This is a genomic window from Actinomycetospora sp. CA-101289, from assembly GCF_050955895.1.
GTDB lineage: Bacteria > Actinomycetota > Actinomycetes > Mycobacteriales > Pseudonocardiaceae > Actinomycetospora.
Genome location: NZ_CP192093.1, coordinates 5,019,888 through 5,043,415 on the forward strand (window position 1 = coordinate 5,019,888; position 23,528 = coordinate 5,043,415).

A 23,528-nucleotide genomic window follows, 5' to 3' on the forward strand; every position below is an offset into this window, starting at 1 on the left:
AGCTCAGCCCGCGACCATCGGGTTGCCGAGCGTGCAGGGGTAGGGCGACGCGTTGCCGGAGGAACCGGCCTGGTTGACGACGAGGCGCAGGCGCGTGCCCCCCGAGACGTCCAGGTTCGTCAGCGTCACCGGCGTCTCCCTCGTCGCCGTCTGCAGCGATGCGATCGGACGGCCGTCGAGGAGCACCTGGAGCGTGCAGGTCGCCGGCGTGGGGTCGGAGTTGCCGAGCTCGCTGTACTCGTCGGCGACCCCGAACACCGTCGTGAAGCTGCGGTACTGCCGGTTGAGCAGGTAGTCGATCGCGTACGGGTCCGACTGGATGGGCGTCTGGACGTTGATGCTCAGCGGGTAGAAGGTCCCGTTGATCCCGAAGCCCTGCTTGAGCACCTCGAAGGACGAGCTGACCTCCTCCACCTGGCTGAGGTAGAGCGGCGGCACCCCGACCGGCGCGGCTGCGGTGGGCGCAGGGTCCGCGCTGCCCGGGGCTGCCGGCGCCGGTGCGGCGGTCACGGTGACCGTCGTCGGCGGCGCGGTGACGGTGCGGGCGGGGCCGTAGCGGTAGGTCAGGAACCCGCCGCCCACCATCGCGGTGATCACGAGCACGACGAGGCCGGTGGCGATGAGGCCCCAACGTCGGCGCCGCGGGGCGGGCGGTGACGGCCCGTCGTGGGGCGGCGGCAGCACCGGGGGCGCGGGGGTCGGCGCGGGCGCCGGACGGGGCGGCGCGGACCGCGGCGGGCCCGACACCGAGGGCGGCACCGACGTCGCCGCCCGCGTCGCGAGGGGGATGCGGCCGGTGGCGGCGTCGTCGTGGTGCGGGGCGCGCGGCACGGGCGGTCCCGACACCGAGGGCGCGGGACCCTGGGGCGGCAACGACCCCGCCCAGGTCTCGGTGGCGGGACGGCGCCCGGGCAGCGGGAGCGGGGTGTTGAGCGCGTGCCCGTCGGCGCGGGCGAGCTCGGCCGCGCGGCGCACGACGTCCTCGGCGCCGGGCCGGCGCACCGGGTCCTTGGCGGTCATCTCTTCGAGCAGGCCCTTCAGCTCAGGGGTGAGGTCGCCGCGGCGCAGCCCGGGCATCGGGTCGTTCTCGATGCGGCGCATCACCAACGCGGCCGCGACGTCGTCGCCCTCGCGGAAGGGCGGGCGGCCGGCGAGCAGCTGCCAGATCGTGGTGCCGAGCGACCAGACGTCGCTGCGGTCGGAGGGACGCTCGCCGCGGAGGATCTCCGGCGGCACGTGGTCGAGGGTGTAGCCGCCGATGCGCGAGCCCTGGCTCTCCAGCGTCAGGCGCGCGATGCCGAAGTCGGACAGGGCCGGCTGGCCGTAGGCGGTGAGCAGGACGTTGCCCGGCTTGACGTCGCAGTGCAGCACGCCGTGCGCGTGCGCGGTGGCCAGCGCGGACCCGACGGCGTGGAGCAGGGTCAGCGCCTGGCCCGCCTCGAGCGGCGTGGTCATCGACGCCAGCGAGCCGCCCGAGCACAGGTCCATCGCCAGCCACGGGCGTCCGCCGAACCAGCCGGCGTCGAGGATCGAGACGATGTGCGGGTGGCCCGCCAGCCCGCTCATCGCGGCGCGCTCGCGGGCGAAGCGGCGCTGCATCTCGGGGCCGACGACGTCGAGGTCGAGCACCTTGAGCGCCACCGCGCGCCCCGTGGAGTGCTGGCGCGCCTCGTGGACCGTCCCGGATCCGCCGCGGCCGAGCAGCCGCCCCGACGAGTAGCCGGGGGGCACCGCGCCGTGGGCGGGCGCGCCGAGCTGGGTCGTCACGACGGGGCCCCGATCCGGAGGGAGGCGAGCGGGTCGAGGCGCGCGATCTCGGCGCCGACCGTGCGGAGGAACAGCGTGTACGCGAAGAAGCCCTGCACGTGGGCGAGCCCGGCGGGGATGAAGCCGGCGTAGTAGCTGCGGCTCTGCGCCCAGCGGTCCATCCCGCCGACGCGCAGGGCGGTGCGGGCGCCGCGGGGCTGGACGCGGGCGCGGAAGTGGCAGTGCCCGCCGATGTGCAGCCCGAGCTCGCCGGGCCCCGCACCGGACACCTCGACGTGGTCGCCCTGCACCACGAACCAGTTGCCCCGCACCGCGGTGACGCGCCGCACGGCGTCGAGGACCACGTGCTGCGGCAGCGCGGTCTCGACGTCGAGGCACAGGCGCGCCCGACCGCCCGCGGTGGGCGGGACCATGAACGCGACCGACCGCGGGGGTGGCGGCGCCCCGGGGCCGGACCAGCCGGGACGGGTGCTCGTCGCCCCCGTCCGGCGGTTCTCGACGAGGCCCCACGCGACCCCGCCGACGAGCAGGGCGGGGATGACGACGATCCACGTCAGCGACGAGCTCGTGGTCGACAGGTCCTGCTGCCCGGACCACCCGATCCACAGCGCGACGAGCCCGCCGAGCACGAGCCCGCCCCGCCAGACCGCCGGGAGCGTCGGCGTGAAGGCCGCTGCGAAGGAGAGCAGCCCGACGAGGACGACGATGATCGTCGCCCCCGCGCTCGAGCCGGACGAGGACCCGGCCTCGTACCCCGAGGAAGACTGCCCCCCGATCGCGAGGACCAGGGCGGTGAGCACGACGAGCGCCGCTCCCCCGCCGATCACGCCCAGCCGCGGCAGCCGGGCCCAGCCCGTGCGGACGCTGTCCAGGGCGGCGAGCGCGCCCGGTCCGGCCCGCGCCACCACGGGCCGGGCGACGAGCGCGGTGCCCGCGGCGATCGCGTGCAGGATCAGCAGCGGCGCGAGGTACCCGCCGTCGTCCGCCAGGCCGACCGCCAGGAGGTCGACCAGCCACGACCCGGCGAGCACCCAGGCACCCAGCGCCTGGCCCCGTGCCAACAGCAGCGCGCACCAGACGCCCACCGCCGCGAGCACGCCGAACAGCAGCGCGCCGGTGGCGTACGACGGCGACGCGCGGCCGGCGGTCGAGCCCGTCGCCAGCGCGACGATCAGCGCCAGCGCGCACCCGCCCGTCCACCACCAGGTGAGGACGACCGGGGTCGGCGCGCCGGGCGCGCGCAGGACCGTGCCGTGGCGCGCGACGAGCACGAGCACCGCGGTGCCCACCGCGAGCACACCGGCGAGGACGCCGGGCGCGGACGAGTTCGACGAGGCCAGGCCGGCCGTGACCACGACGGCCGCGAGCGCCGACGCCGCAGCGAGGGCCGAGGCGCTGCGGCGGGCGACCACCGCGGCGACCCCGACGGCCCCGCCGGCGATCACGAGCACGGGCAGCATGAGCACGACGAGCGCGACGTGGTCGGAGTAACCGGAGGTGTTCAGGGAGAACGCGCCGAGGACGTCGACCACGAGGCAGAGCGCGAGCAGTGCGGCGGTGCCGGTGGCCGCCCAGCGCAGGGGCTCGGCGTGGGGCGGGGGCGCGGTCCGGGGTGGCGCGATCGGCGGGGCGACGAGCGTCCGGCGCGGGGGTGGTGCCGGCCGGCGCGGCGGCGGGATGCGGACGCGGACGGTGTCGGGGTCGGGGTCCCCGGCGTCGATCTCGGTGGTGACGGGCTCGGGCGCCCGGTGGCGCGCCGTGTCGGCGGTGGCGACGGGGCCGGTCGGGTCCGGGTCGTCGAACGCCTGCTCCACCGCCGCCGAGAGCGCGGACCGCTCGAGGCCGCAGGACCGGCAGAACCGGTCGGACGCCTGCGCCGTGCTGGCGCAGCGCGTGCAGGTCATCGTCGTCACGCCGTTCCCCCGTCCCCGACGGCACCCCGTGCCGTCGTCGAACGGTCGCTCGGCGAGGTACCGAGCGTTACGGCGTCCGCCCGTTCCGTGCCGACCCTGTCCGGTATGGGCGTGTGCGTCCGGCTCGGGGTCCGGCCGTCGGCGTCAGGACCCGTCGCAGATGTTGCGGTAGCCGTTCTCCGGCGGGAGCGAGGTCTCGCCCTGAGTCGGGAAGTACCAGCCGACGCTGCGGTAGCCGAGGCGTCCGTGGCACTCGCCGAGGTCGTAAGCGACGATCACCGCCGGGTACATCCGCGTGTCGCTGGCGTAGCCGTTCGGGGGGTACCAGCCGGCCGTGCCGCGACCGGTCGCCTGCGCTCCGCCCCACGAGTCCCACGTGATGCCGACGGCGTAGCTCGTCGGGTCGCCGTTGGCGTTGATCTCCACCGGGCGCGCAGAGCCGAAGCCGACGACTCCCGGCGCCCAGCTCGGGTCGCCGAGGACCGGCGTCGCCCCGCCCGGCACCGGGGTGTCGCGCAGACCCGTGCCGCTGCCCGCCGGCCGCAGCGCCGTGTGGGTGGCGGCCTCGCCGGAGTGCGACAGGCGCTTGGCGTAGCAGTCGTCGGGGCCGATGCCGGCGCTGTCGCACCACGCGTTGGCGGCCTCGGGGGTGGCGAAGGGCCGGTTGACGATCGTGATCCAGAAGTCGGTGCTGCGGAAGCTCGTGTAGTCGCCGGACCACACGAGGACCGCGTCGGGGTACTCCCCACGCAGGCGCAGGTGGTCGGCGAGGATCGCGGCCGCGTCGTAGGTCTGGCCGTCGACGACCAGCCCCTCCTTCTTCGCTGAGAGCTGCGGCGCCCAGGAGCCGACCATCGACTCGGCGACGCCGGCGTCGGAGCCGCGCTGGGTCTGCAGCGCGGCGGACGGCTCGGCGGGCAGGGTGCGCGACGGCGAGGTCGGCGCGGACGAGGGCGCGGCCACCTCCGGGGTCGGGGTCGCCTCCTCCCACCACGGTCCGCGCACCACGAGCACCGTGCCGACGACCGCCAGCACCGCGAGCACGACGATCGCCGCGATCACCGCGCCACGGGCCCCGCCGGAGCGACGCGGGGGCGGCGGGGCCATGAGCGGCGGGGCCATGAATGGCGGCGGGCCCATCGGCGGACCCATGGGCGGCGGACCCGTGCGCGGCGGCGGGCCCTTCGGCGGCGGCACCATCGTCGGCCGGGCGGCCGGGGTGGGCCAGCCCTGGTCCGCCGCCGGGGCCGAGGCCGGCGGCCACCCCTGGGTCGGGACCGCGCGCTGCGCGCCCGCGGACGGCGGCCAGCCCTCCGTCCGGAGGGCGCCCTGCGGCGGCCAGCCCTGCGTCGGCGTCGCGCCCTGCGGGGTCGGTGCCGGCGTCCCGCAGGTGGTGCAGAACCGGTCGGCCGGGCCCAGCGCGGTGGCGCACGTCGCGCAGCGGAGGCCGTGCGCGTCGGTGGTGGTCACTCCCCGGGGTCGTCGTGCGCGCGACAGCCGTTACGCCGCGCGGGTAGTCCCGGCCCATGGACGTCCCCGCGACCCTCGCCCGCGACCTCGGTCCCGCGCTGCACCGGACGGCCCGCGACGGTGTCGCCCACGAGCCGGGCGTGGTCCCCGAGCCGCTGCGGGACGCCGTCCTCGCCGAGCTCGACGCGGAGCGCTACGTCGACCTGCCGGCGGTCGAGGGCCCGCACCGCGTGCGCCAGCAGGGCGAGCACCTCGTCCTGACCGGCGACGAGATCGCCGCGCGCCCCGCCGTGGCCGCCCTGCACGCGGCGGTGGTCGAGGCGGTGCACGCCCACCCGGACATCGCCGGCGTCGCCGCGTGGACGCCCGACGAGGTCACGATCCAGCGCTACGCCCCCGGCAGCGCCGGCATCTCGACCCACCGCGACGGACGGCGCCACGCGTACCTGGTCGCGATCCTCACGCTCGAGGGCTCGGCGCTGCTGCGGCAGTGCTCCGACCGCGCGGGCACGACCGTCCAGGCCTGGGACGCGGCCGCCGGCAGCCTGGTGCTGCTGCGCGGCCCCGGGCTGGGCGGGGTGGCGGACGAGCGGCCCCTGCACGCCGTCGACGGCCCGCGCGACGGGCGCCGGACCTCGCTGACCCTGCGCGCGACGGCTCCCTGAACAGGCTCACCGCATCGGCCGCCAGTCCGACCGGTCGCCGTCGGTCCGGCTCGCGTCGCTCAGGGGCACCAGGTTCGGCGCCGGCCATCCGTCGCCGACCTCGCGGAGCACCTGCGCGATGTCCCGCTGCTCGCTGGCAATGCGGTCGGTGAGGGCGTTCATCTGCACGACGGCCGTGCCGACCATCGTCGCCCCGGCGGCGATCGCGATGAGGATCGTCGCGCACGCCGCCGGGATGCCGACGACGGTCAGCGCGGTGACGACGGCGACGGCGAACCCTGCGGCCATGGTGATCGCCGCGGCGGTCATGGCGGTCCAGAACGCGTCGATCTGGTCGGCGAGGCCGCGCAGGGACGTCGAGAGCGCCAGGCACTGCGTCTTCATGGTGCCGACGTGCTCCGCCTGCGCCGGCACCAGCGCCCGGTAGGCCGCGGCCGCGCGGCCGTCCCACTCGACGTTCGCCGCCATCCGGTCGAGCCCGACGGAGCTCGCGGTGTCGCCGAGCCCGGAGGCGAGGGTCGCCCAGGTCTCGGCGACCTCGTAGAGCCGCGGCGGGTCCCCGGGCTGCTCGAGGAACTGCTGGAAGCGATCGAGTGCCGCCTGGTGGGCCTCCTGCACGCGGCGCAGTCCGTCGCGGATCGCCGCGATCAGCTCGGGCGAGACGAGGACGGGCGCGACACCCGCCGCGGCCGCGACCGGCGCGGCGACCGTGGTGGCCGTGCTCAGCCCCGTGTCGACGGCGGCGAAGAACTCGCGCGCCTTCCGGTCGAGCTCCTCGACCTCCGCGCGCACCTCGTCCACGACGGCCACCGCGCCCCCTACCCGCCGCCCCGCCGGACGGACCGGTACCGGCCGGCGCCCCGCGCGTCCTCGCGTCCGTAGGTGTCGGCGGCCGCGTCCAGCGAGCCGCCGATCGACCGGAACGCGCCGGCGCCCTGGCCGAGCACGTGTGCCACCTGCACGCGCACCTCCTCGTAGACGCGGTCCAGGCCGGCGTCGACGGCCCACATCGAGAACGTCGCGGGGTCGATGGCCGTGCTCTCCACCGCCGCCCGCCGCTCGCCGAGCTCCTCCGAGGCGCCCTGCCACACCGACGCGTCGGCCCGCAGCGCGAGGAGCTCGACCGTGACGCCCTTGCCGGGCTCGGTGCCGGTCACGGGGTCATCCCGGCCAGGCGGGTGACGAGCGCCGGGTCCGCCGCGAGCTGCCCCAGGGCCACCGACGCCGGGTGCGCCGGGCCGTGCCGCACGCCCTCGGGCACCAGGTCGCGCCGCAGCCCCGCGAGCACGTCGAACAGCTCCCGCTCGACCTCGGGGACCGACGCGCCGCGCGCCCAGGCCGCGTCGACGGTCACCTCGGTGACCACGCCGTACCGCGCCGTGCCGGTGACGTGGCGGCCCGCGCTCGTGCGCGTCAGCACCCGCCCCGCCAGCGCCGACGTCGCCGCCGAGAACCGCGCGAGGTCCTGGCTCGCCTCGGCGAGCAGGCGGCGGAACGACCCGTTCCAGGGTGTGAGGTCGGGGGGACCGCTGGGCTCGGTGGGCGCCTCGAGGTCCAGATTCGCGGCCAGCACCTGCCCGACGGCCCGCCCGTGCGCCGCGACGACCTCCGACCCGAGCCGGCCCGGGTCGACCCGCGCGCGCCAGTCGTCGGCCAGGGACACGCACACGACCTCGCCCGCCGGGTCGAGCGCCACGTCGACGACCTCGTCCTGGCGTCGTCGTGCTCGCCCGCGCGGCCCGGCGCGCTCGAGCTCCTCGTACTCCGCGTCGCTCAGCCCGGCGAAGCCCCACCGCCGCTCGTCCACGCGCACCCACCTCCCGGCCGCCTCCGGAGCGGAGGTTGGCACACCGGACGCCCGCGGATGGGGCGAACGGGAGAACTCGCCCGCCCATCCCCTCGCGATCCACCAGGACTGTCGGGGGTCGGGGCTAGCGTCGAACCGTGAGCATCGACCAGGGGTTCCGGGTCGGCCGGGAGGCCGATCTGGAGTCCGCGGTGCCCGACGCCGCCCTGGTCGCCCGGCTCGAGGGCGTCGAGCCCGCCGGGCTCACCGGCGACGAGCTCGCCGCCTACGTCCGGGCGTGCGCGCGGGCCCAGAACCGCGCCACCGCCGTGCTGCTCGACGCTCTGCACCACCTCGGCCGCGCCCAGGCCGACCGGCTCGACCGCCGCTCCGGGCTCGACGAGTTCTCCGGCGACGAGGTGGCCACGGTCCTGGGCTGGTCGCGCACCATGGCCGGCCGCAAGCTCGACCTGGCCGACGACCTGCAGCGCCGGCTCACCGAGGTCGGCGACGCGCTGTACGCGGGCCGGCTCGACGAGGCCAAGGCCCGGACGTTCTGCGACTGGACGCGCGACCTCGCCGACGACCACGCCCACCACGTGTGCGAGGTCGTGCTGCCCGAGGCCCCGGAGCTGCCGGTGGGCGCGCTGATCGAGCGCATCGAGGAGGTGGCCAAGGCCCTCGATCCCGAATGGGCCGAGCGCCGCCGGCGGCGCGCCGAGGCGCGGGCGCGCGTGGTCCTGTCGCCCAACCCGTCGGGCACGGCCAACCTCTCGTTCGCCGACGCGCCGGCGCCCGAGGCCATCGCCTCGCACGCGCGGGTCGAGGCGCTCGCCGCCGCCGTCCGGCACCTCGGTGTCCTCACGCCGATCGGCCCGCTGCGCGCCCAGGTGGGCATGCGGCTGCTCGACGGCTCGACGGCCGGCATGGACGACCGCGCGATCGCGCTCCTGCTCGCCGCCGAGTACCACGCCGCCGGCTCGCCGGACGAGCCCGAGGCGGACGAGGGTCCGGACGAAGACCCGGGCGGTCCGGACGACGGCCCCGATGACGACGGCCCCGACGACGGGACGGACGACGACGGCCCCGTCGACAGCGGCGTCCGCGCGGACGACGACCCCGGCGAGACCACACCGCAGTGCCGGCCCGACGTCCTCGACCTCCCCGAACCCCTCGACCACCGCCCCGGCGCGCTCCGCGTCGGCACCGTCGAGGTCCGGCTGCGGCTGACCACGGCGCTCGGTCTCGACCGGCACCCCGGCACCGTCCCCGGCTACGGCACGGTGCTCGCCGGCGACGCCCTCACCATGATCATGCGTCGCCTCGACGGGGAGTGGCGCATCGTCCTCACCGATCCGCAGGGCCACCTCCAGCACGTCCTGCTCGCGAGGCGCCGACCAGCCGGCCCCCGCCACCGGTCAAGGCGTCCGGGGCGGGGGTGCGAGCGCGCGATCGTCGAGCTCCGGGTCCCGACGACGCTGCTCGCCGCCCTCACACCGGAAGATCACGGCGACTGGGCGCCGCTGCTCGCCGAGCTCCAGCAGCGGCTCGTCGAGCTGCGCCTCGCTCCCGGCCACGTCCGGCCCCCCGACGCCGACGCCGGCCCCGACGACCGGGCGCGGCGACGAGCCCGCGCCGAACTCGATCGCTGGATCCGGGTCCGCGACCGGCACTGCGTGGCGCCCTCCTGCCGACGCCCCGCCAACCGCGCCGACCTCGACCACACCCTGGCCCACGCGCTCGGCGGCCCGACGTCCCACTGGAACCTGGGCGCGTGGTGCCGGCACCACCACCGCGCCAAGCACCACGCCGGCTGGCGCGTCCGGCAGCCGTCGCCCGGCCGCTTCACGATCCGCACCCGCGCGGGGGTCACGACCACCACCGCACCCCGCAGGGTGCTCGAGCCCCTCCCCGACCCGCGCCCCGCTGCACGCCCGCGTCCCCTCCCCGTCGAGGGCCGGCCCGACGACGCCGCCGAGGGCATCGACCCGGACTGGTGGCGCAAGCTGGCGCCGACGGCGCCTGCCCGCCCCGCCCCCGCCCCGCGCCGGAGGGACGACCTCGATGACGCACCGCCGTTCTGACCAGCCGGCCGGGTCACTAGGCCGTCCCGGTGTGCTCGTTCGGCCGGGCGAGTGGCCCGCACGGGTCCGCGTTGATGGTGGTCCCGCCCGGGTGGTCACGTGATCGCGTCGTCGAGAGGGAGAGCTCCGTGAGCGCAGTCAGCGTCCTGAAGCGCACGACGGAGCGCGCGCTGCGCCCCCTCGAGACGGCGCTCCGCCCGGCCTACCGCGCGGCGTTCCGGGCGGGGCGACGGGCCAACCGTCAGTCCGGGCCGGCCGGCGCCGACATGACCGCCGGGATCACGGTGGCCCAGAAGGACGAGGACGCCGACGGCGTGCACCTCTGGGTCGCGGCCTTCCTCCACGACCGCACCACCGAGACCGTCGCGGTACAGGTGCGGCTTCTGGACGGCACCGACGAGGTCCACAGCGTCACGTGCGAGCTGCTGCGGTTCGTCATCGACGACGAGCTGGTCGTCACGGGGTGGGACCCGCGCAGCCGCCTGTTCCACCGCCACGTCGCTCTCCCGACCGAGGGCGTCGTCCGCGGCCGCGACTACACGGCCACGGCGACGGTGCTGCCCGCCGAGAGCACGGACCTGGCGCCGGCGCAGTGCACCGTCCGCCTGCTGCCCCGAGACCTACCGGACGGGCAGAGCCTGCGGATCGTCGTCGGCTCCTGCTACGACGCCTACACCGACGACCACTCGCGCGTGCCCCGCGCCTACGCCGCCCACGTGCCCACCGACCTCGGCGGGCCTCCCGACCTGACGCTGCTGCTCGGCGACCAGGTCTATGCCGACACCCCGTGGTGGAGCTACGCGCTGCAGGCCCAGGCGACCCCGCGGACGTCGGCGCTGCTCGAGTACTGGTCGAGCTGGGGGATGCAGACCCCCGAGGGCCACGACCCCACGGCCGAGCGTGGCCTCGCGCCCTTCCTCCGCCACGGCCCCACCTGGTTCCTGCCCGACGACCACGAGTTCTGGAACAACTGGCCCCACGCCTCGGCCACCGCCAAGCACTCGTTCCTCAACCAGGCCCGCGGGGTCGTCGGCGGGCTGTTCCGGTCGGCCGCCGCGGTGCGCGACCTGTTCGTCGACGTCGCCCCGCGCGTGCCGACGTTCCCCGGCGTCGTGCCCGAGGGGGCCACCGAACGCAACCACCTCCCGGTCCACCCCGACGAGTGGGGACGGTGGAGCCGCGCGGCGTTCGACCTGTTCGGCGCCTTCCAGACGCGGAGCGCCCGGGAGCGAGACGGCGGCCCGATCACCCGCGGCGGGTACTCCGACGACCCGGCGAACGACCCGTTCCGCCCGCCCGCGGACGGTCCGGTCGGCGTGATCCACCGGCCGCTGACGCCGCCGGTGCAGATCGTCGACGTCGAGCCGGTGCGCGTGGTGCTGCTCGACACCCGCACCCGTCGCACCCGGTCGCGCACGAACAAGAGGTTCTCGCGGTTCGTCGACGACGAGTTCGTCGACGCGACCGTCGCGGCGGCCACGGCGCCCGAGGCGGCCGTGTTCGTCCTCGCCACGCAGGAGCCGCTCCTGGCCGCCCCCGCGGGGTGGCGACCGAGCGTCCCCGGCTTCTCCGACTTCGGCGTCCGCCACTACACGGTGCAGTACGTCGACTTCTGGACCCGGCTCCTCGCGGCCCGGGACGGACGCCCCACGGTGCTCGTGGGCGGCGACATCCACCGCAGCTACGTGGCCCACGCGGAGCCGTACGGGGTGATCCAGGTGGTCACGTCCCCGCTGTCGCTGGTCTACGGCTACAACACCACCGAGGCCTGGCGGTTCCGCCACGAGCCGGCGTCGATGCCGCAGGTGCTGGAGGACCCGTGGCCGCCCGCCGTCCAGGCGATCGGGATGCGCGGACACCCCACCCACCGCAACGGCTTCGCCGGCCTGGCGTTCGAGCGCACGGGCGGCGACACCTACCGGCTGCGGGTCGACCTCTACCCGATCAATGAGTACGACGAGGTCCTGTCCGTCGACTACGACCTGGTGACGGCCGGCCCGTCGAGGGGCATCGCGCCGACGGCTACCCCCGCGTCAGCGCCAGCACCACCACGAGCGTGAGGACGAGCAGCAGCACCACGTCCCCGCCGAGCACGACGAACCACGGCACCGGCCGGCGGGGCCGCTCCGACACGGCGACGGGCTCGGGCAACGCCGTCGTCCCGGGCACGCCGGCGAGCGGCCACGCGCCCTGCGAGCTCGGCGCCCAGGTCGCCCCAGCCGCCGCGACGGGCACCACCGCTGGGGCCGGTGCGACCGGCGGGGTCGGCCACCCGGGGACGGACGCCGCCAGCGCCTGCCCGGCCGCGTCGGCCAGCGCTCCCGCGGACGGGAAGCGCGCCGCGGGGTCCACCGCCAGGCCCCGGGCGACGACGTCGTCCAGCCCCGTGGGCACGCGCGCGTCCACCAGCGACGCCCGGGGGCGTGGCGCGTGGAAGTGCGCGTGCATCACCGAGGGCAGGTCCTCGCCCGCGAACGGCGGCGACCCGGTCAGGCACTCGTGCAGCACGCAGGCCAGAGCGTAGACGTCGACGCGGTGGTCGGTGTCGCGGGCGGTGAACCGCTCGGGCGCCATGTACGCGAACGTCCCGATGAGCGTGCCGGTGGAGGTGTGGCGGCTGACGTCGTCGATCCGGCGGCTGATGCCGAAGTCGAGCAGGTAGGCGAACTCGCGCTGCGGGCCGGTGAGCAGGATGTTCGACGGCTTGACGTCGCGGTGGTGCAGCCCGTCCTGGTGCGCGGCGTCGAGCGCGGACGCGATCTGGGCGACCACGGACACCGCCCGCTCCGGCACGAGCCGCCCCCGCGCCGCGAGCACCGAGTCGAGGCCCGCGCCCTCGACCAGCCGCATGTCGAGGTAGAGGCGGCCGTCGATCTCGCCGTAGCCGTGGATCGGCACGATGTGCGGCTCGGAGAGCTGCGCGGCCACCTGGCACTCGCGGCGGAAACGGGCACGGAAGCGCTCGTCGGTGGACAGCTCGCGCGTGAGCAGCTTGAGCGCCACCCGCCGGTCGGCCGTCGTGTCGTGGGCGCGGTACACCTCGCCCATGCCGCCCTGCCCGAGCAGGACCTCGAGGCGGTAGCGGCCGAACCACTCGGGGGACGTCATCGGCTCGTCGCCGGGGTCAGTTCCGCGAGGAGCCAGCCCGACGGCCCCGGCACCATCTGCACGACGAGCACACCGGGGGCGTTGGTCGACTGCCCGGTCGTCTGCCGCTGGGCCGAGAACTGGACGAGCATCAGCAGCCGGGCCGATGCCGAGCTCGCCTCGATGACGCCGATGTTCAGGACCGTGGCCGTCTGCCGGAGGTGCTGCTGGGTCGCGGGGGTCGCGATGGTGTTGTCGAAGGTCGAGAGAAAACGCGCGGTGAACGGCTGGACGGTCATCGTGTTCGCCGCGGTCCGGTTCCGCTCCAGGTCCGTCCAGTCGTAGGTGAACACCGTCTCCACCGCCTTCCGGGCGTACGCGACGATCGCGGGTCGGGCTTGCTCCGCGACCCGCGCGGGCGAGACGACGCTCGAGTCGCGGCCGGTGACCACGACTGCGGCGAGGACGAGCACGACCCATAGGAGAACCAGCCGGATGACCAGCGCCGTCTTGCGGCGGTCGGGTGGTGACTCGGTGGTCACGTCTGTCCTGTCGCGGGCATCGCTCTGCTGAGCTTCCAGACCCCGCCGACCTGGACCATGTCGACCGTGAAGAGCTGCTGCTTGATCGACGGCTGAGCCGTCGCGCTGCTGGCCGTCACCTCGATCGCGACGATGACGTTGGGTCGGACCGGATCGTCCAGCTGCACGCCCGCCTCCACCGCGCGGGCGATCACCACCGCCTGCGCCGCAGAGAGACTCTGCGCGAACCGTGGACGCACCCGCCGGTACTCGGTGAGCATCGGCTCGGCCTGCACCGACTCCGCGCGGTCCAGGTCGGCGGTCAGGGTCTGCGGGCGGACGGTGTTGATGGCGACGACCCCGTCGCTCGCCGCCCGGAGCACCTCGGCGCGGACGTCCTGCCGCTGGCGCGCCGGCATCTCCCCCGCCACCACGAGCGCGCCCGTCCCGATCACCACGACCGCCGCGAGCACCGTGCTGATCACCATGACCACGACCCACGAGGCCGACCTGTCGCGCATCGTCCTCCCCCGACCGGACCAGGGCGGCGACCCTACCGGGGCGCCCTCCGCGGGTCGGGGATCGGCGCGGGGTCACGGCGCAGGTCCCAGAGGTTCCCGTCGTGACCGGCGACGACGAGGTGGGAGTCGCCCGCGTCCACGAGGGCCGCGACACCGCGCGTCGGGACGTCCGCCACCTCGTCGACCACCCGTCCGGTGACGAGGTCCCGCACGAGCAGGGTGCCGTGGGTGTCGTCGGAGGTGACGACGTGCCGCCGATCGTTGGTGACGACGAAATCACCGCCGGTGGCGGGTCCCGCGACGGTGTGGAGCTCGCCGGCGGCAGGGACCAACGCACCCCCGAAGGCATCCCACGTCCGGAAGGACCCGTCGTCGCAGCCCAGAACCACCCGCGCGCTGGTCCCGTCCCACCGGGCCCGCCAGATCGTGCCGTCGTGCAGCTGCGGGGCCGCGTGCACCTCGAACGTGCTGAGGTCCCACATCCGCGCGACGCCGTCGTCCCCCGCCGCCACGGCGTACTCGGCGTCCGGGCTGACCGCGACGTCCCACACCGTCGTGCAGCAGCCCTCGAGCCTCCGGACGAGCCGGAGGTCCCGACGGTCGCGGAGCGACACGTACCCCGCGTCGTCGCCGACCAGCAGGTTCGGGCCGCCCGCGGGGATGTCGACGGCGACCACCCCGTGCTCCACCGCGACCTCGGCGATCTGCCGTCCGCCGGCCAGGTCCCAGCTGCGCAGCGTCCCGTCGTCGCCCGCGGAGACGGCCACCCGCCCGTCGCCGTTGACGGCCAGTGCGGCGACGGGCCCCCGGTGGCCGCGGAGCTCCCCCCGCTTCGTCCTGGCCCCGATGTCCCAGACCTCGAGGACGTCGTTCCGCCCGGCGACGACGAAGACCGTGCCGCGCCGGTCGGCGGCGACCGCGAGCGGGGAGAGGCCGGAGCGGCCGATCCACGTCAGCGTGCCCCCGGGACCAGCGGGACCGGCGGCAGCGGGCGGGACCGGGACGCCCTCCATCGCGCCGCCGCTCTCGACGGGGAGGTAGCGCAGGAAGAGGTCGTCGAGCACTTCCGCCAGCGACGCCGTGGGGGTCAGCGGGACGCGCCGGTCCACCTCCTCGCGCACCAGCGCGGCGAGGTTCGGCGTCAGGTCGACGGACACCGTCCGCCGGCCGTCCCAGACGGCCGAGCCCTCGATGTCCCCTCGGCCGACGAGGCGCCAGGTCCGGGCCGCGAACCGCTGCGGCACATCGTCGGCCGCCGAGTAGGGGGCGGTGACGGTCGAGAGGGCGAGGCGCAGCGGGAGCCGGACGTCCGGCCGATAGCGGTACCCCGCGGGCGCCGGGAGGCCGTCCGGGGTCGCGTAGATGTCGACCAGCAGGACGTCGTGGTGCGCCCCGTCCACGCTGTCCCAGACGTCGACGGGCGGCCGGCCGGGCGGCTCGAAGCTCCCGCGGCGCGCGAACGTGATCGCGCGGGCGTCCTCGGTCTCCAGGCTGCTGAGGAACTGCGCGGAGTTCCAGCCGCCGAACAGCAGGCCCCCGCCGACGGGGATCGGTGCCGTCACCGCGCAGAGGTCGTGATCATGGTTCCTCCTGGCGTCGCGGACTCGCGAACGGAGTATGCCGAGGTTCGACCGTCCGTCACGTTGCGCGAACGACCTTCACCGAAATGGCCCAGCCGGACGGTCTTCTTCGCCCCGCGACGCCGCGCAGTAGCGTGCTCCTCGAGCGCGGGAGGTGACGGGGTGACGACGACGATGGTCGGGCCGTACCGGCTCGAGCACCTGATCGGCCGGGGCGGCATGGGCGAGGTCCACCGCGCCGCGGACACGCGCAAGAATGACCGCCTCGTGGCCGTGAAGCTGATGTCGCGCGAGATCACCGACCCCGAGTTCGAGGAGCGCTTCCGCCGCGAGGCCGACGCCGCCGCGCGGCTGCGCAACCCGCACGTCATCCCGATCCACGACTACGGCGAGGTCGACGGCCGGCTGTTCCTGGAGATGGCGCTGGTCGAGGGCGTCGACCTGGCCGCCGAGCTCCGCCGCCGCGGCCCGCTCCCGCCGACCAGGGCCGTCCGCCTCGTCGGGCAGATCGGCAGCGCGCTCGACACCGCGCACCGCAACCAGCTCGTGCACCGGGACGTCAAGCCGTCGAACATCCTGCTGCTCGACCAGCATGACGGTCCCGACGACGAGGTGTACGCCTACCTCGTCGACTTCGGCATCGCGCAGTCGATGGCTGCCACCAGCGTCACGGCCACCGGCACCGCTCTGGGCACCGCGCCGTACATGGCCCCGGAGCGCTTCACCCACCCCGCCACCTCGGACCACCGGGTGGACGTCTACGCGCTGGGCTGCGTGCTGCACGAGGCCCTCACCGGCTCCGCGCCGTTCCCGGGCCACGACTTCCCCAGCCTCATGTACGCCCACCTCAGCAGCCCTGCGCCCCAGCCCTCCCGGCTGCGCGCCGGCATCCCGGGCGAGCTCGACATCGTCATCTCCCGTGCGCTCGCCAAGTCCCCCGCCGAGCGCTACTCCAGCGCCGGCGAGCTGGCCGCGGCCGCCCGCCAGGCCCTCACCCGCCACGTCGCCGCTCCGACGATGGCGCCCTGGACGCCCGGCCCGGTGCCGCCGTCCGGGCCCGCCGGCCCGTCCACCCCGCGCCCGAAGATCACGCCGCGGGCGACGCCCGGCAGCCCGCCGATGACCCGGGTGCTGGCCACCTCGCCCCGCGACACCCGCTGGCAGTGCCTCGACGGGCACGGCACGCTCGTGCGCTGGCTCGTCCCGCGCGGCGCCCCCGTCAGCCCCGGGACCAGGCTCGCCGAGGCCACCTGCCACGGCCGCCGCGTCTACCTCTGCTCCGCCGCCGCGGGCGACGTCCACCGGCACCTCGCGATGCCGGGCGAGGCCTTCGGCCCCGAGCGCGACCTCATCGAGCTCGACCACACCCGCGTCGCGTCCTCCAACACCCCGGGCGCCTGGCTGGCGATCCTCGGCATCCTGGTCGGCCTCGTCGTGCTCATCGGGATCCTGGTCAGCATCTTCGGCTGACCGACCCGCTCCGCCAGCTCCCCCGATCGCGTGACCCCGCGACCGCCGTCTCGTTGGGCGAACCGTGGCACCGATCGGACTCCTGCGGCGCGGACTCGTCACGGTGATCGTCGCGATCGGGGTGACGGCCCTCGGCGCGCCGGCCGCGCTGGCGAACGACGACCACGGCGGCGCGCCCGGCGCGGTCGAGTACGTCAACATGGGCGACAGCTACAGCGCGGCCAGCGGGGTCCTCCCGCCTGCGCCCGGAGCACCGCCGCAGTGCCTGCAGTCGCTCCGCAACTGGGGCCACGTCCTCGCCGACCGCTGGGGGTACCGCCTCACCGACGTCTCCTGCGGCGCCGCCGAGACCAGGCACTACACCGAGCCGCAGTACCCCGGCGTCCCGCCGCAGATCGAGGCGCTCTCGGCGTCGACCGACGTCGTCACCATGACCATCGGCGGCAACGACAGCGGCGTGTTCATCGGCGCCATCCAGGCCTGCGCGACCGCCGCCGCGCTCACCGCCGGCACCGGCAATCCCTGCGAGGAGCAGAACGGGGACCGGTTCAACGAGGCCATCGAGGACGTCACCTACCCGTCGCTGGTCGACGCGCTCAAGACGGTGAAGGCCGCCGCACCGAACGCCCGCGTCGCGATCGCCGGCTACCTGCAGATCCTCCCGGAGGAGCGGGGCTGCTACCCGGTCATGCCCGTGGCGTCCGGCGACGTGCCCTACCTCGACGACATCCAGGCGACGCTCAACGACGCTGTGCGCCGTGCCGCCGAGGCCACCGGCGTCACCTACGTCGACGTCACCGAGGCCTCCCGGGGCCACGACGCGTGCCGGCCGATCGGCACCCGCTGGGTGGAGCCCGCCGTCGGCGGCACCAACGCCGTCGTCGTGCACCCCAACGCCCTCGGCGAACGGGCCATGGCCGACCGCGCCGTCGCGGAGCTTGGCTGATCGTCGACAGCGCGCGAGCCGGAGCTGCGGCACGATGCCCCCGATGCGGAAGACCCTGAGCCGGTGACGCTCGACCGACGAGGATTCCTGGCCCTCGGCGCCCTGGCCGGGGCCGCGCTCGTGGTCGGGTGCGCGCCGCCCGAGGCGGCCGGCGCCCCGCCCCGCCCGCCGGGCCTGACCGACCCGGCCCGCGTGCGGGTCGCCGACGCGATCATCAGCAGCTTCGAGAACTCCACCGTCGAGCTGCCCTACGCCGAGGCCCAGGACCTCGACGACGGCCGCGGAATCACCGCCGGCCGCGCGGGGTTCACCAGCGGCACCCACGACCTGCTGCTGGTCGTGCAGCGCTACGAGGAGCTGGCCGCCGGGCAGCGCACCCCGTTGACCCGCTACCTCGCGCCGCTGCGCAGGATCGACGCCGCGGTCGCCGACGACGGCGACGCCGCCAGCACCGCAGGGCTCAGCGGGTTCGCCGACACCTGGCGCGAGACCTCCCGCACCGACCCGCGGCTCAACCAGGCCCAGGACGACGTCTACCGCCGCCTCTACTTCGACCCCGCGATGGTGCAGGCGCAGGCGGTCGGCCTGACCACCGGCCTCGGCCAGCTGATCATCCTCGACGCCGCGGTCCAGCACGGCGCCACCGCCAGCGCCGACGGCCTGATCACCATGATCAGGGAGACCGGCGCCCCGGGACCCGACCCCGACCACTCCGGCTGGCTCCCGGCGTTCCTCGAGGTCCGGCGCGCCCACCTGCAGGACCCCGCCGACGAGGAGACCACCGAGGTCTGGCGCGAGTCGATCCCGCGCGTCGACACCCTGCGCGCCCTGCTCGACCAGCAGCGCTACGACCTCGAGACGCCCCTCGACTGGACCTTCGCCGGCACGCGCTTCGCGCTGCCGTAGGGGCGGCTAGATCGGCTCGCACCCCAGCACCGTCGTCAGGGCGTCGAGGGAGTCGACGTCGTCGGTGGCGGTCCCGGACACGGCGGCGGCCAGGTCGAAGTAGGCGGTGTCGGTCCGGCACCGGACGTCGGTCCGGGTGAGGTCCTCGGCGCTGCTGGACCGGACGTAGCCGGTCACGCCGGTGCCGGGCAGCACGACCTGACGCGCACCCGGAGGCGTCCTCGACGAGTCGCTTGATCCCAGCGACGCCAGGAACGCGGGGTCGCCCTCGGCTGCCGCCCGGGGCCACGTGATGACGCGGATGCCGCGCCCACCCGGAGGAATGTCCCCTCCCCAGGCGATCCCGGGCGTGCCGTAGATGCAGGCCCGCACCCCGACGGGTGCCGACGAGGCGGACACGGCCAGGGCGGCGGTGATGTCGGTCGGCCCGACCATGTCGCCGGGGAAGCCCGCCAGCGTGCTGCCCGGCGCGGCCTCGCAGGGTGCCGCGACGGGCAGGAGCACGCCGGGCCGCACGAGCAGGGACGCCGCGACGACCAGCACGAGGAGCGCGGACCCGACGATGCCGACGACCAGCCACGGGCGACGGCGACGCGGCGGCGCGGGCGGGAGCGCGGGACGCGGCGGGGCGAGCACGGGCCAGCCCGGGCCGCGCGGCGGGGCGCCGGCGAAGCCGGCACGTGGCATGGGGATCGTCGGGGGCTCGGCGAACCCGCGTACGGCGGGCGGTACGGACGGCCGTGCGGTGTCGGTCAATGCGTCCCTCGCGATCGGGCGGTCCCGGCGCAGGGTCATCGGGCGGCCGTGTCGGCCCGTTACCGACCGTCGACCGCCGATCACCTGTCGCGTCCGCGCTCGTTGACCCCGGGTGACGTCACCCCGCACCGGCCAGTCCCCCGCCTCCGTCGGCGTCCTGGTCCTGGCGGCGCTGACCGTGGTGCTGCTCGCGGGGTGCAACCCGGTCGGCGCCCGGCCGACCACCTCGACCGGCGCCCTCCCGACGAGCTCCACCTCGACCGCGCCGGCGGCAGGAGCGGGCTCGACGACGAGCCCGACCACCACCTCGGTGGGCGCGACCCCGTCCACCGTCCCGCACACCACCACGGTGCCGGCCACGACGACGACGTCGGCGCTCCCCCCGACGGCGCGGGCCTGCAAGATCGGGGTGGCGTTCGGGGCGATCGACGCCACCGCCGGCTCCACCTACCGCCCGGTGACCTTCACCAACACGGCCACCGTCGCCTGCCAGCTCACGGGAGGCGCCCGCGCGGAGCTCGTGCGCGGCGACGGCAGCGTCGTCGGCGGGTCGACAGCCATCGAGGGCGGCACCACACGGCTGGCGCCGGGCGAGTCGGTCGCCACCACCATGCGCAGCACCGCGACCTACGCCTTCGACGAGGACCGCTGCACTCCCGAACCGGTCAGCGGCGTGCGCATCACGCCCCCGGCCGACGCCGCGCCGACGACCCTTCCCAGCCCGGTGGGCGACACGGCGTGCAACGGCGTCATCCATGGCCAGCTGACCTTCAGCCCGTTGCCCGTCGCCGGCGAGGGTCCCTGACGCCGGCGTCGACCGCTCGGGCGCGCGACGCGGCAGACCCGTAACGCACCCCCCGCGCGCGACGACGCACGTCGGGGCCGCCGTGTGATCGTCACGCCGCAGGCTCGGGGGGACCCACGATGCCGACCTGCCGCTGTGGACGTCTGCTGCCTCCGGGGGCGGTGAGCTGCCCGGGCGGGTGCGCGCCGGCCATGGCGCACAAGCCGGGCACGATCACCGCCGTCCAGGTGCTGCTCGGGCTGGCCGCGGCCGCCAACGCGGTGTCGGTGCTGCTGGGCATCGCCTCGGCGTCGCTCGCCGCCGCGATGACCAGCGGGCTGCCGGACATCGACGCCGAATCGGCAGCGATGCTCGCCGGGGCCCGCACGGCCCTGGTGATGCTCTCGATCTACAGCGTCGCCGCCGCCGCCTTCGACATCTGGGCCCTCGTGGCCGTCGGGAAGCGCCGCACGATCGCCCGCCTGCTCATCACCCTCACGCCGGTGCTGGCGGTGTCGTTCAACATCGCCGCGACGATGGTGGCCGGTGGCGGCGCCGCCGAGGGCGGCGTGAGCATCGCGTTCGTGATCCCGCTCAGCGCGACGCTGATCATCCTGCTCTGGCTGCCGCGGTCCTCCCGCGCGTGGTTCGGCGACGTCGCCCCAGCCGCACCCCCGGCTCCCGCGTTCGTCCCCGCCTTCGTCCCAGCCTTCGCGCACGACCCGGTCACCGTGCCCATCCCCGTCCCCCGCCGGATGGCGCCGCCGGCCCTCGGCCCGCGACCGCCGTTCGCGCCGGTCGGGCAGGCCGGCCCCGCCGCAGGGCGCCGCCCGTGACCGTCACCCGCGGGCGCGAGGACGTCGCCACCCCGGGCCCGCCGCCGGGAACGGGCGCGCGACGCCACGGGCCGGCGGCCACCACCACAGCGATCGCGGCCGTGGTCGGCCTGTCGGTGTTCGTGCTCATCCTCGGCGGCGCGCTGCGGCCGTCGACCGCCACGGACCCGTCGCCGTCGGGCTCCTCCGCGAGCGCGCCCGCTCCCGGGACGACGCCGGCCGCGACGTCCCCGGTTCCGCTGCCGGGAGCCTCGGGCGAGCGGACCCGCATCCCGGTGGGCGTCGACGGCACCCAGACGCTGGCGCTCACCCCGGACGGCTCCACGCTGCTCGTCGGCGTCTACCCGCCCGCCAGCCCGTCGCAGTCCGTGCAGGCGAGCACCGTGGTCTTCCTCGACGCCGCCACCGGCGTCAGCCGCGGCAGCGTGACCACCAGCCGGGGCATCCTCGGCCTGGTCGTCAGCCCCGACGGCCGGAGGGCCTACGCGACGGCCAGCGTCGACGACGTCGTCGACGTGATCGACGTGCCGTCCCGCACGGTCGTCGCGCGCGTCCCGACCGGCGACTTCCCCGAGGGCATCGCCATCGCCCCCGACGGGAGCACCGTCTACGTCGCCCACTACGGCAGCGGGACCGTCGTCGCGCTCGACACCGCGACGAACACCGTGCGCGCGTCCGGACCCGTCGGCGAGGACGCGTCCGACCTCGCCCTCAGCCCGGACGGGAGCACCCTGGTCGTCGGGCACGACGCCACCGTCAGCGTGCTGGACGCGGCGACGCTCACCGTCCGCACGAGCCTCACGGCCGGGCGCGACCTCATCTCGGCCCTCACCTTCACCGCCGACGGGCGGTACGCGTTCATCGGGACGCGCGGCCCGCAGACGGACAGCGGAGAGATCGCCATCCTCTACATGGCCGAGATGCGGTTCCCGCGCCGGTTCACCACACGCGCCCTCCCGCTGGCCTTCACCGCCGGGCCGGGCGTGGTCTACTCCGCGCAGCGCGGCACCGGTGGGCCGGGGTCCATCCTGGTCACCACCTACACCGGCGCCCGCCCGTCGCCGGCCCCGATCGGCGCCGAGCCCTCCGCCCTCGCGCTCAGCCCGGACGGCCGGCTGCTCTACGCCGTCGACGGCGACGAGTTCGTCAGCGTCGTCCGACTCTGACGACGAGCCCGGGACGGGACACGATCACCGGTAGACGCGGACGGCGTCGACCGTGACGTGCCAGCTCTCGCCGGGCGAGGCGTAGGCGTGGATCGCGAAGTCGGCGAGCGGCTCGTCGACCTGCGCCTCGCCGATGACGGCGTCCCGCATCCAGAAGGTCAGGGTCGACCCATCCTGGACGATCTTGATCGGCACCACCTCGCCGCGGACGAACTGCTCGGTGAGCCTCGTGGGCGGCGGCGGGTCGTAGTCGTCGTAGGACGCACAGACCGGCCGCGAGCAGACCAGCACGGCGGCGAGCAGCGGGATGGGGCCCGGGCTCGGCCCGAAGACGATCTGGTGCGTGCGCCCGGACCTCTCCGTCACCGTGACGTCGACGCCGCCCGGACCCGGGACGTCGTGGGCGAGGGCGCTCATCACGAAGTCGAGCTCGCGGAAGGGGCCGGCGTCGCGGGGGCGGAGCGTGGTCTCGATCTCCTGGTCGGGTCCCGGGGAGCCGATCACGTTGAGCCGACGGTCGCGGGGGAAGAGGTGGACGGGGTCCGAGGGGAGCTGCCAGCGTACGGGGTCGAGCCCCGCCTCCGTGAAGTCCTCGGTGAAGGAAGGCCGTTCGGTCGACGACGGCAATGCCGTTGACCCCTCCCCCGTCGACCACCACACCGCCGTTCCCGCGGCGACGACCACCAGCAGCGCGCCCACCACGGCGGCGACCACGCCCGGCCGCCACCGCGTCCGGCGCAGCGTCCACGGACGTGGCCGGGACGGGGGAACCGCGGGCGGCGCCGGCGGGGCGTCGACGTCGAGCACGTCGCGGTGCCGGTCCACGAACTCCGTGGGGTCGACCTCGAGCGCCTCGAACAGCTTCGCGATCACGTTCCAGCTCAGCCGCCGGGGGTGGTAGTCCTTCGGCTCGGCGAGGTACTTGGACACCTGCGCCCTGCTGACGCCCGACCGCTCCGAGAGGGCGGCGTAGGTGGTCATCCCCTGCCGCGCCATGGCGTCGCGCACGGTGGAGCGGAGCTCCGCGCGCATGGCCGTGATCTTCTCCAGCTCGGCCGCGTCCGGGGTACGGCGCTTCGAGCCGGTCACCTCGACCTCCCCCTGGTCATCAGCGAGGGACGAAATTACGGCACGGATGTCTCGGCCCGGTCACGCGGTTTCCGGAAACACGTCACCGCCCACGGCCTGCACAAGGGGAAAAGACCAGGTCAGAGGCGTCTGCGCAGGTTCTCGGAGAAACGGTGGAGAAACGTTCTCGCCGATGCTGAGC

The 23,528-nt window shown here is 75.7% G+C and carries 21 protein-coding genes; 9 read left to right on the top strand and 12 right to left on the bottom strand.

From position 1 onward, the window contains the following. Window positions 1-3 precede the first annotated feature (3 nt). From ACQPX6_RS25095 to ACQPX6_RS25105, 3 genes are all read right to left on the bottom strand, one after another. The gene (locus tag ACQPX6_RS25095) at window positions 4-1,767 is read right to left on the bottom strand and encodes a protein kinase domain-containing protein (protein WP_433783315.1); all 1,764 of its coding nucleotides are present in this window, start codon (window positions 1,765-1,767) and stop codon (window positions 4-6) included. Continuing rightward, window positions 1,764-3,680 (bottom strand): hypothetical protein, encoded by a 1,917-nt coding sequence (locus ACQPX6_RS25100; RefSeq protein ID WP_433783316.1) that lies wholly within the window; start codon window positions 3,678-3,680, stop codon window positions 1,764-1,766. Before ACQPX6_RS25100 ends, ACQPX6_RS25095 begins: the two co-directional genes overlap by 4 nt. 144 nt (window positions 3,681-3,824) lie before the next feature. Further along, window positions 3,825-5,150 carry a hypothetical protein gene (locus ACQPX6_RS25105; RefSeq protein WP_433783317.1) on the bottom strand — a complete coding sequence of 442 codons (1,326 nt, stop codon included), beginning with the start codon at window positions 5,148-5,150 and terminating at the stop codon, window positions 3,825-3,827. A gap of 56 nt (window positions 5,151-5,206) precedes the next feature. On the opposite strand from ACQPX6_RS25105, the gene ACQPX6_RS25110 reads away from it, so the two are divergent. Then, window positions 5,207-5,815 carry a hypothetical protein gene (locus tag ACQPX6_RS25110; protein WP_433783318.1) on the top strand — a complete coding sequence of 203 codons (609 nt, stop codon included), beginning with the start codon at window positions 5,207-5,209 and terminating at the stop codon, window positions 5,813-5,815. Between the two features lie 6 nt (window positions 5,816-5,821). Here the strand turns inward: ACQPX6_RS25110 and ACQPX6_RS25115 are convergent, their stop codons facing one another. The 3 genes from ACQPX6_RS25115 to ACQPX6_RS25125 are packed head-to-tail and all read right to left on the bottom strand — an operon-like array spanning window position 5,822 to window position 7,622. Beyond that, on the bottom strand, window positions 5,822-6,616 hold the full coding sequence (locus ACQPX6_RS25115; RefSeq protein ID WP_433783319.1) for a hypothetical protein: 795 nt from the start codon (window positions 6,614-6,616) through the stop codon (window positions 5,822-5,824). Window positions 6,617-6,633: 17 nt separating this feature from the next. Further along, a complete protein-coding gene (locus tag ACQPX6_RS25120; RefSeq protein WP_433783320.1) occupies window positions 6,634-6,972 on the bottom strand; it encodes a hypothetical protein in 339 nt (112 codons plus the stop codon). Further along, window positions 6,969-7,622: a hypothetical protein gene (locus tag ACQPX6_RS25125; protein WP_433783321.1), complete on the bottom strand. Its 654-nt coding sequence runs from the start codon at window positions 7,620-7,622 to the stop codon at window positions 6,969-6,971. Before ACQPX6_RS25125 ends, ACQPX6_RS25120 begins: the two co-directional genes overlap by 4 nt. 137 nt (window positions 7,623-7,759) lie before the next feature. Between ACQPX6_RS25125 and ACQPX6_RS25130 the strand changes: the two genes are divergently transcribed. After that, window positions 7,760-9,685 (top strand): DUF222 domain-containing protein, encoded by a 1,926-nt coding sequence (locus tag ACQPX6_RS25130; protein ID WP_433783322.1) that lies wholly within the window; start codon window positions 7,760-7,762, stop codon window positions 9,683-9,685. A gap of 128 nt (window positions 9,686-9,813) precedes the next feature. Beyond that, window positions 9,814-11,745 (top strand): hypothetical protein, encoded by a 1,932-nt coding sequence (locus ACQPX6_RS25135; RefSeq protein WP_433783323.1) that lies wholly within the window; start codon window positions 9,814-9,816, stop codon window positions 11,743-11,745. Here the strand turns inward: ACQPX6_RS25135 and ACQPX6_RS25140 are convergent. From ACQPX6_RS25140 to ACQPX6_RS25155, 4 genes are read right to left on the bottom strand one after another with little or no spacing between them, the layout of a single operon-like run. After that, window positions 11,708-12,793: a serine/threonine-protein kinase gene (locus tag ACQPX6_RS25140; RefSeq protein ID WP_433783324.1), complete on the bottom strand. Its 1,086-nt coding sequence runs from the start codon at window positions 12,791-12,793 to the stop codon at window positions 11,708-11,710. The two genes, ACQPX6_RS25135 and ACQPX6_RS25140, sit on opposite strands and share 38 nt — an antisense overlap. After that, the gene (locus ACQPX6_RS25145; protein WP_433783325.1) at window positions 12,790-13,314 is read right to left on the bottom strand and encodes a hypothetical protein; all 525 of its coding nucleotides are present in this window, start codon (window positions 13,312-13,314) and stop codon (window positions 12,790-12,792) included. The genes ACQPX6_RS25140 and ACQPX6_RS25145 overlap by 4 nt, the downstream gene beginning before the upstream one ends. Beyond that, window positions 13,311-13,814, bottom strand: a complete 504-nt coding sequence (locus ACQPX6_RS25150) for a hypothetical protein (protein WP_433783327.1) — start codon at window positions 13,812-13,814, stop codon at window positions 13,311-13,313. Before ACQPX6_RS25150 ends, ACQPX6_RS25145 begins: the two co-directional genes overlap by 4 nt. A 32-nt stretch (window positions 13,815-13,846) precedes the next feature. Further along, entirely contained in the window at window positions 13,847-15,376 is a 1,530-nt protein-coding gene (locus ACQPX6_RS25155; RefSeq protein WP_433783328.1) for a WD40 repeat domain-containing protein, read from the bottom strand. Window positions 15,377-15,556: 180 nt separating this feature from the next. On the opposite strand from ACQPX6_RS25155, the gene ACQPX6_RS25160 reads away from it, so the two are divergent. The 3 genes from ACQPX6_RS25160 (at window position 15,557) to ACQPX6_RS25170 (ending at window position 18,716) form a co-directional block, all read left to right on the top strand. Next, complete coding sequence (locus tag ACQPX6_RS25160) at window positions 15,557-16,864, top strand: protein kinase domain-containing protein (protein ID WP_433783330.1); 1,308 nt, start codon at window positions 15,557-15,559, stop codon at window positions 16,862-16,864. A 64-nt stretch (window positions 16,865-16,928) separates the two neighbouring features. Then, a complete protein-coding gene (locus tag ACQPX6_RS25165) occupies window positions 16,929-17,810 on the top strand; it encodes an SGNH/GDSL hydrolase family protein (protein ID WP_433783331.1) in 882 nt (293 codons plus the stop codon). Between the two features lie 63 nt (window positions 17,811-17,873). Continuing rightward, complete coding sequence (locus tag ACQPX6_RS25170; protein ID WP_433783333.1) at window positions 17,874-18,716, top strand: chitosanase; 843 nt, start codon at window positions 17,874-17,876, stop codon at window positions 18,714-18,716. Between the two features lie 6 nt (window positions 18,717-18,722). Here ACQPX6_RS25170 and ACQPX6_RS25175 read toward each other — a convergent pair whose 3' ends face one another. Beyond that, complete coding sequence (locus ACQPX6_RS25175) at window positions 18,723-19,403, bottom strand: hypothetical protein (RefSeq protein ID WP_433783335.1); 681 nt, start codon at window positions 19,401-19,403, stop codon at window positions 18,723-18,725. Between the two features lie 181 nt (window positions 19,404-19,584). Here ACQPX6_RS25175 and ACQPX6_RS25180 point away from each other — a divergent pair, with 181 nt between their 5' ends. The 3 genes from ACQPX6_RS25180 (at window position 19,585) to ACQPX6_RS25190 (ending at window position 22,258) form a co-directional block, all read left to right on the top strand. Beyond that, window positions 19,585-20,277, top strand: a complete 693-nt coding sequence (locus tag ACQPX6_RS25180) for a DUF4232 domain-containing protein (protein ID WP_433783336.1) — start codon at window positions 19,585-19,587, stop codon at window positions 20,275-20,277. A gap of 191 nt (window positions 20,278-20,468) precedes the next feature. Further along, entirely contained in the window at window positions 20,469-21,092 is a 624-nt protein-coding gene (locus tag ACQPX6_RS25185) for a hypothetical protein (RefSeq protein ID WP_433783338.1), read from the top strand. Beyond that, complete coding sequence (locus ACQPX6_RS25190) at window positions 21,089-22,258, top strand: YncE family protein (RefSeq protein WP_433783340.1); 1,170 nt, start codon at window positions 21,089-21,091, stop codon at window positions 22,256-22,258. Before ACQPX6_RS25185 ends, ACQPX6_RS25190 begins: the two co-directional genes overlap by 4 nt. Window positions 22,259-22,282: 24 nt before the next feature. Here ACQPX6_RS25190 and ACQPX6_RS25195 read toward each other — a convergent pair whose 3' ends face one another. Next, window positions 22,283-23,347 (bottom strand): helix-turn-helix domain-containing protein, encoded by a 1,065-nt coding sequence (locus ACQPX6_RS25195; protein WP_433783341.1) that lies wholly within the window; start codon window positions 23,345-23,347, stop codon window positions 22,283-22,285. Between the last annotated feature and the right edge of the window lie 181 nt (window positions 23,348-23,528).

Excerpts from the sequence above, each read along its gene's own strand:
- ACQPX6_RS25110 (WP_433783318.1), top strand. The coding sequence starts at position 5,207 with ATGGACGTCCCCGCGACCCTCGCCCGCGACCTCGGTCCCGCGCTGCAC.
- ACQPX6_RS25140 (WP_433783324.1), bottom strand. The coding sequence starts at position 12,793 with ATGACGTCCCCCGAGTGGTTCGGCCGCTACCGCCTCGAGGTCCTGCTC.
- ACQPX6_RS25150 (WP_433783327.1), bottom strand. The coding sequence starts at position 13,814 with ATGCGCGACAGGTCGGCCTCGTGGGTCGTGGTCATGGTGATCAGCACG.
- ACQPX6_RS25175 (WP_433783335.1), bottom strand. The coding sequence starts at position 19,403 with ATGCCACGTGCCGGCTTCGCCGGCGCCCCGCCGCGCGGCCCGGGCTGG.
- ACQPX6_RS25185 (WP_433783338.1), top strand. The coding sequence starts at position 20,469 with ATGGCGCACAAGCCGGGCACGATCACCGCCGTCCAGGTGCTGCTCGGG.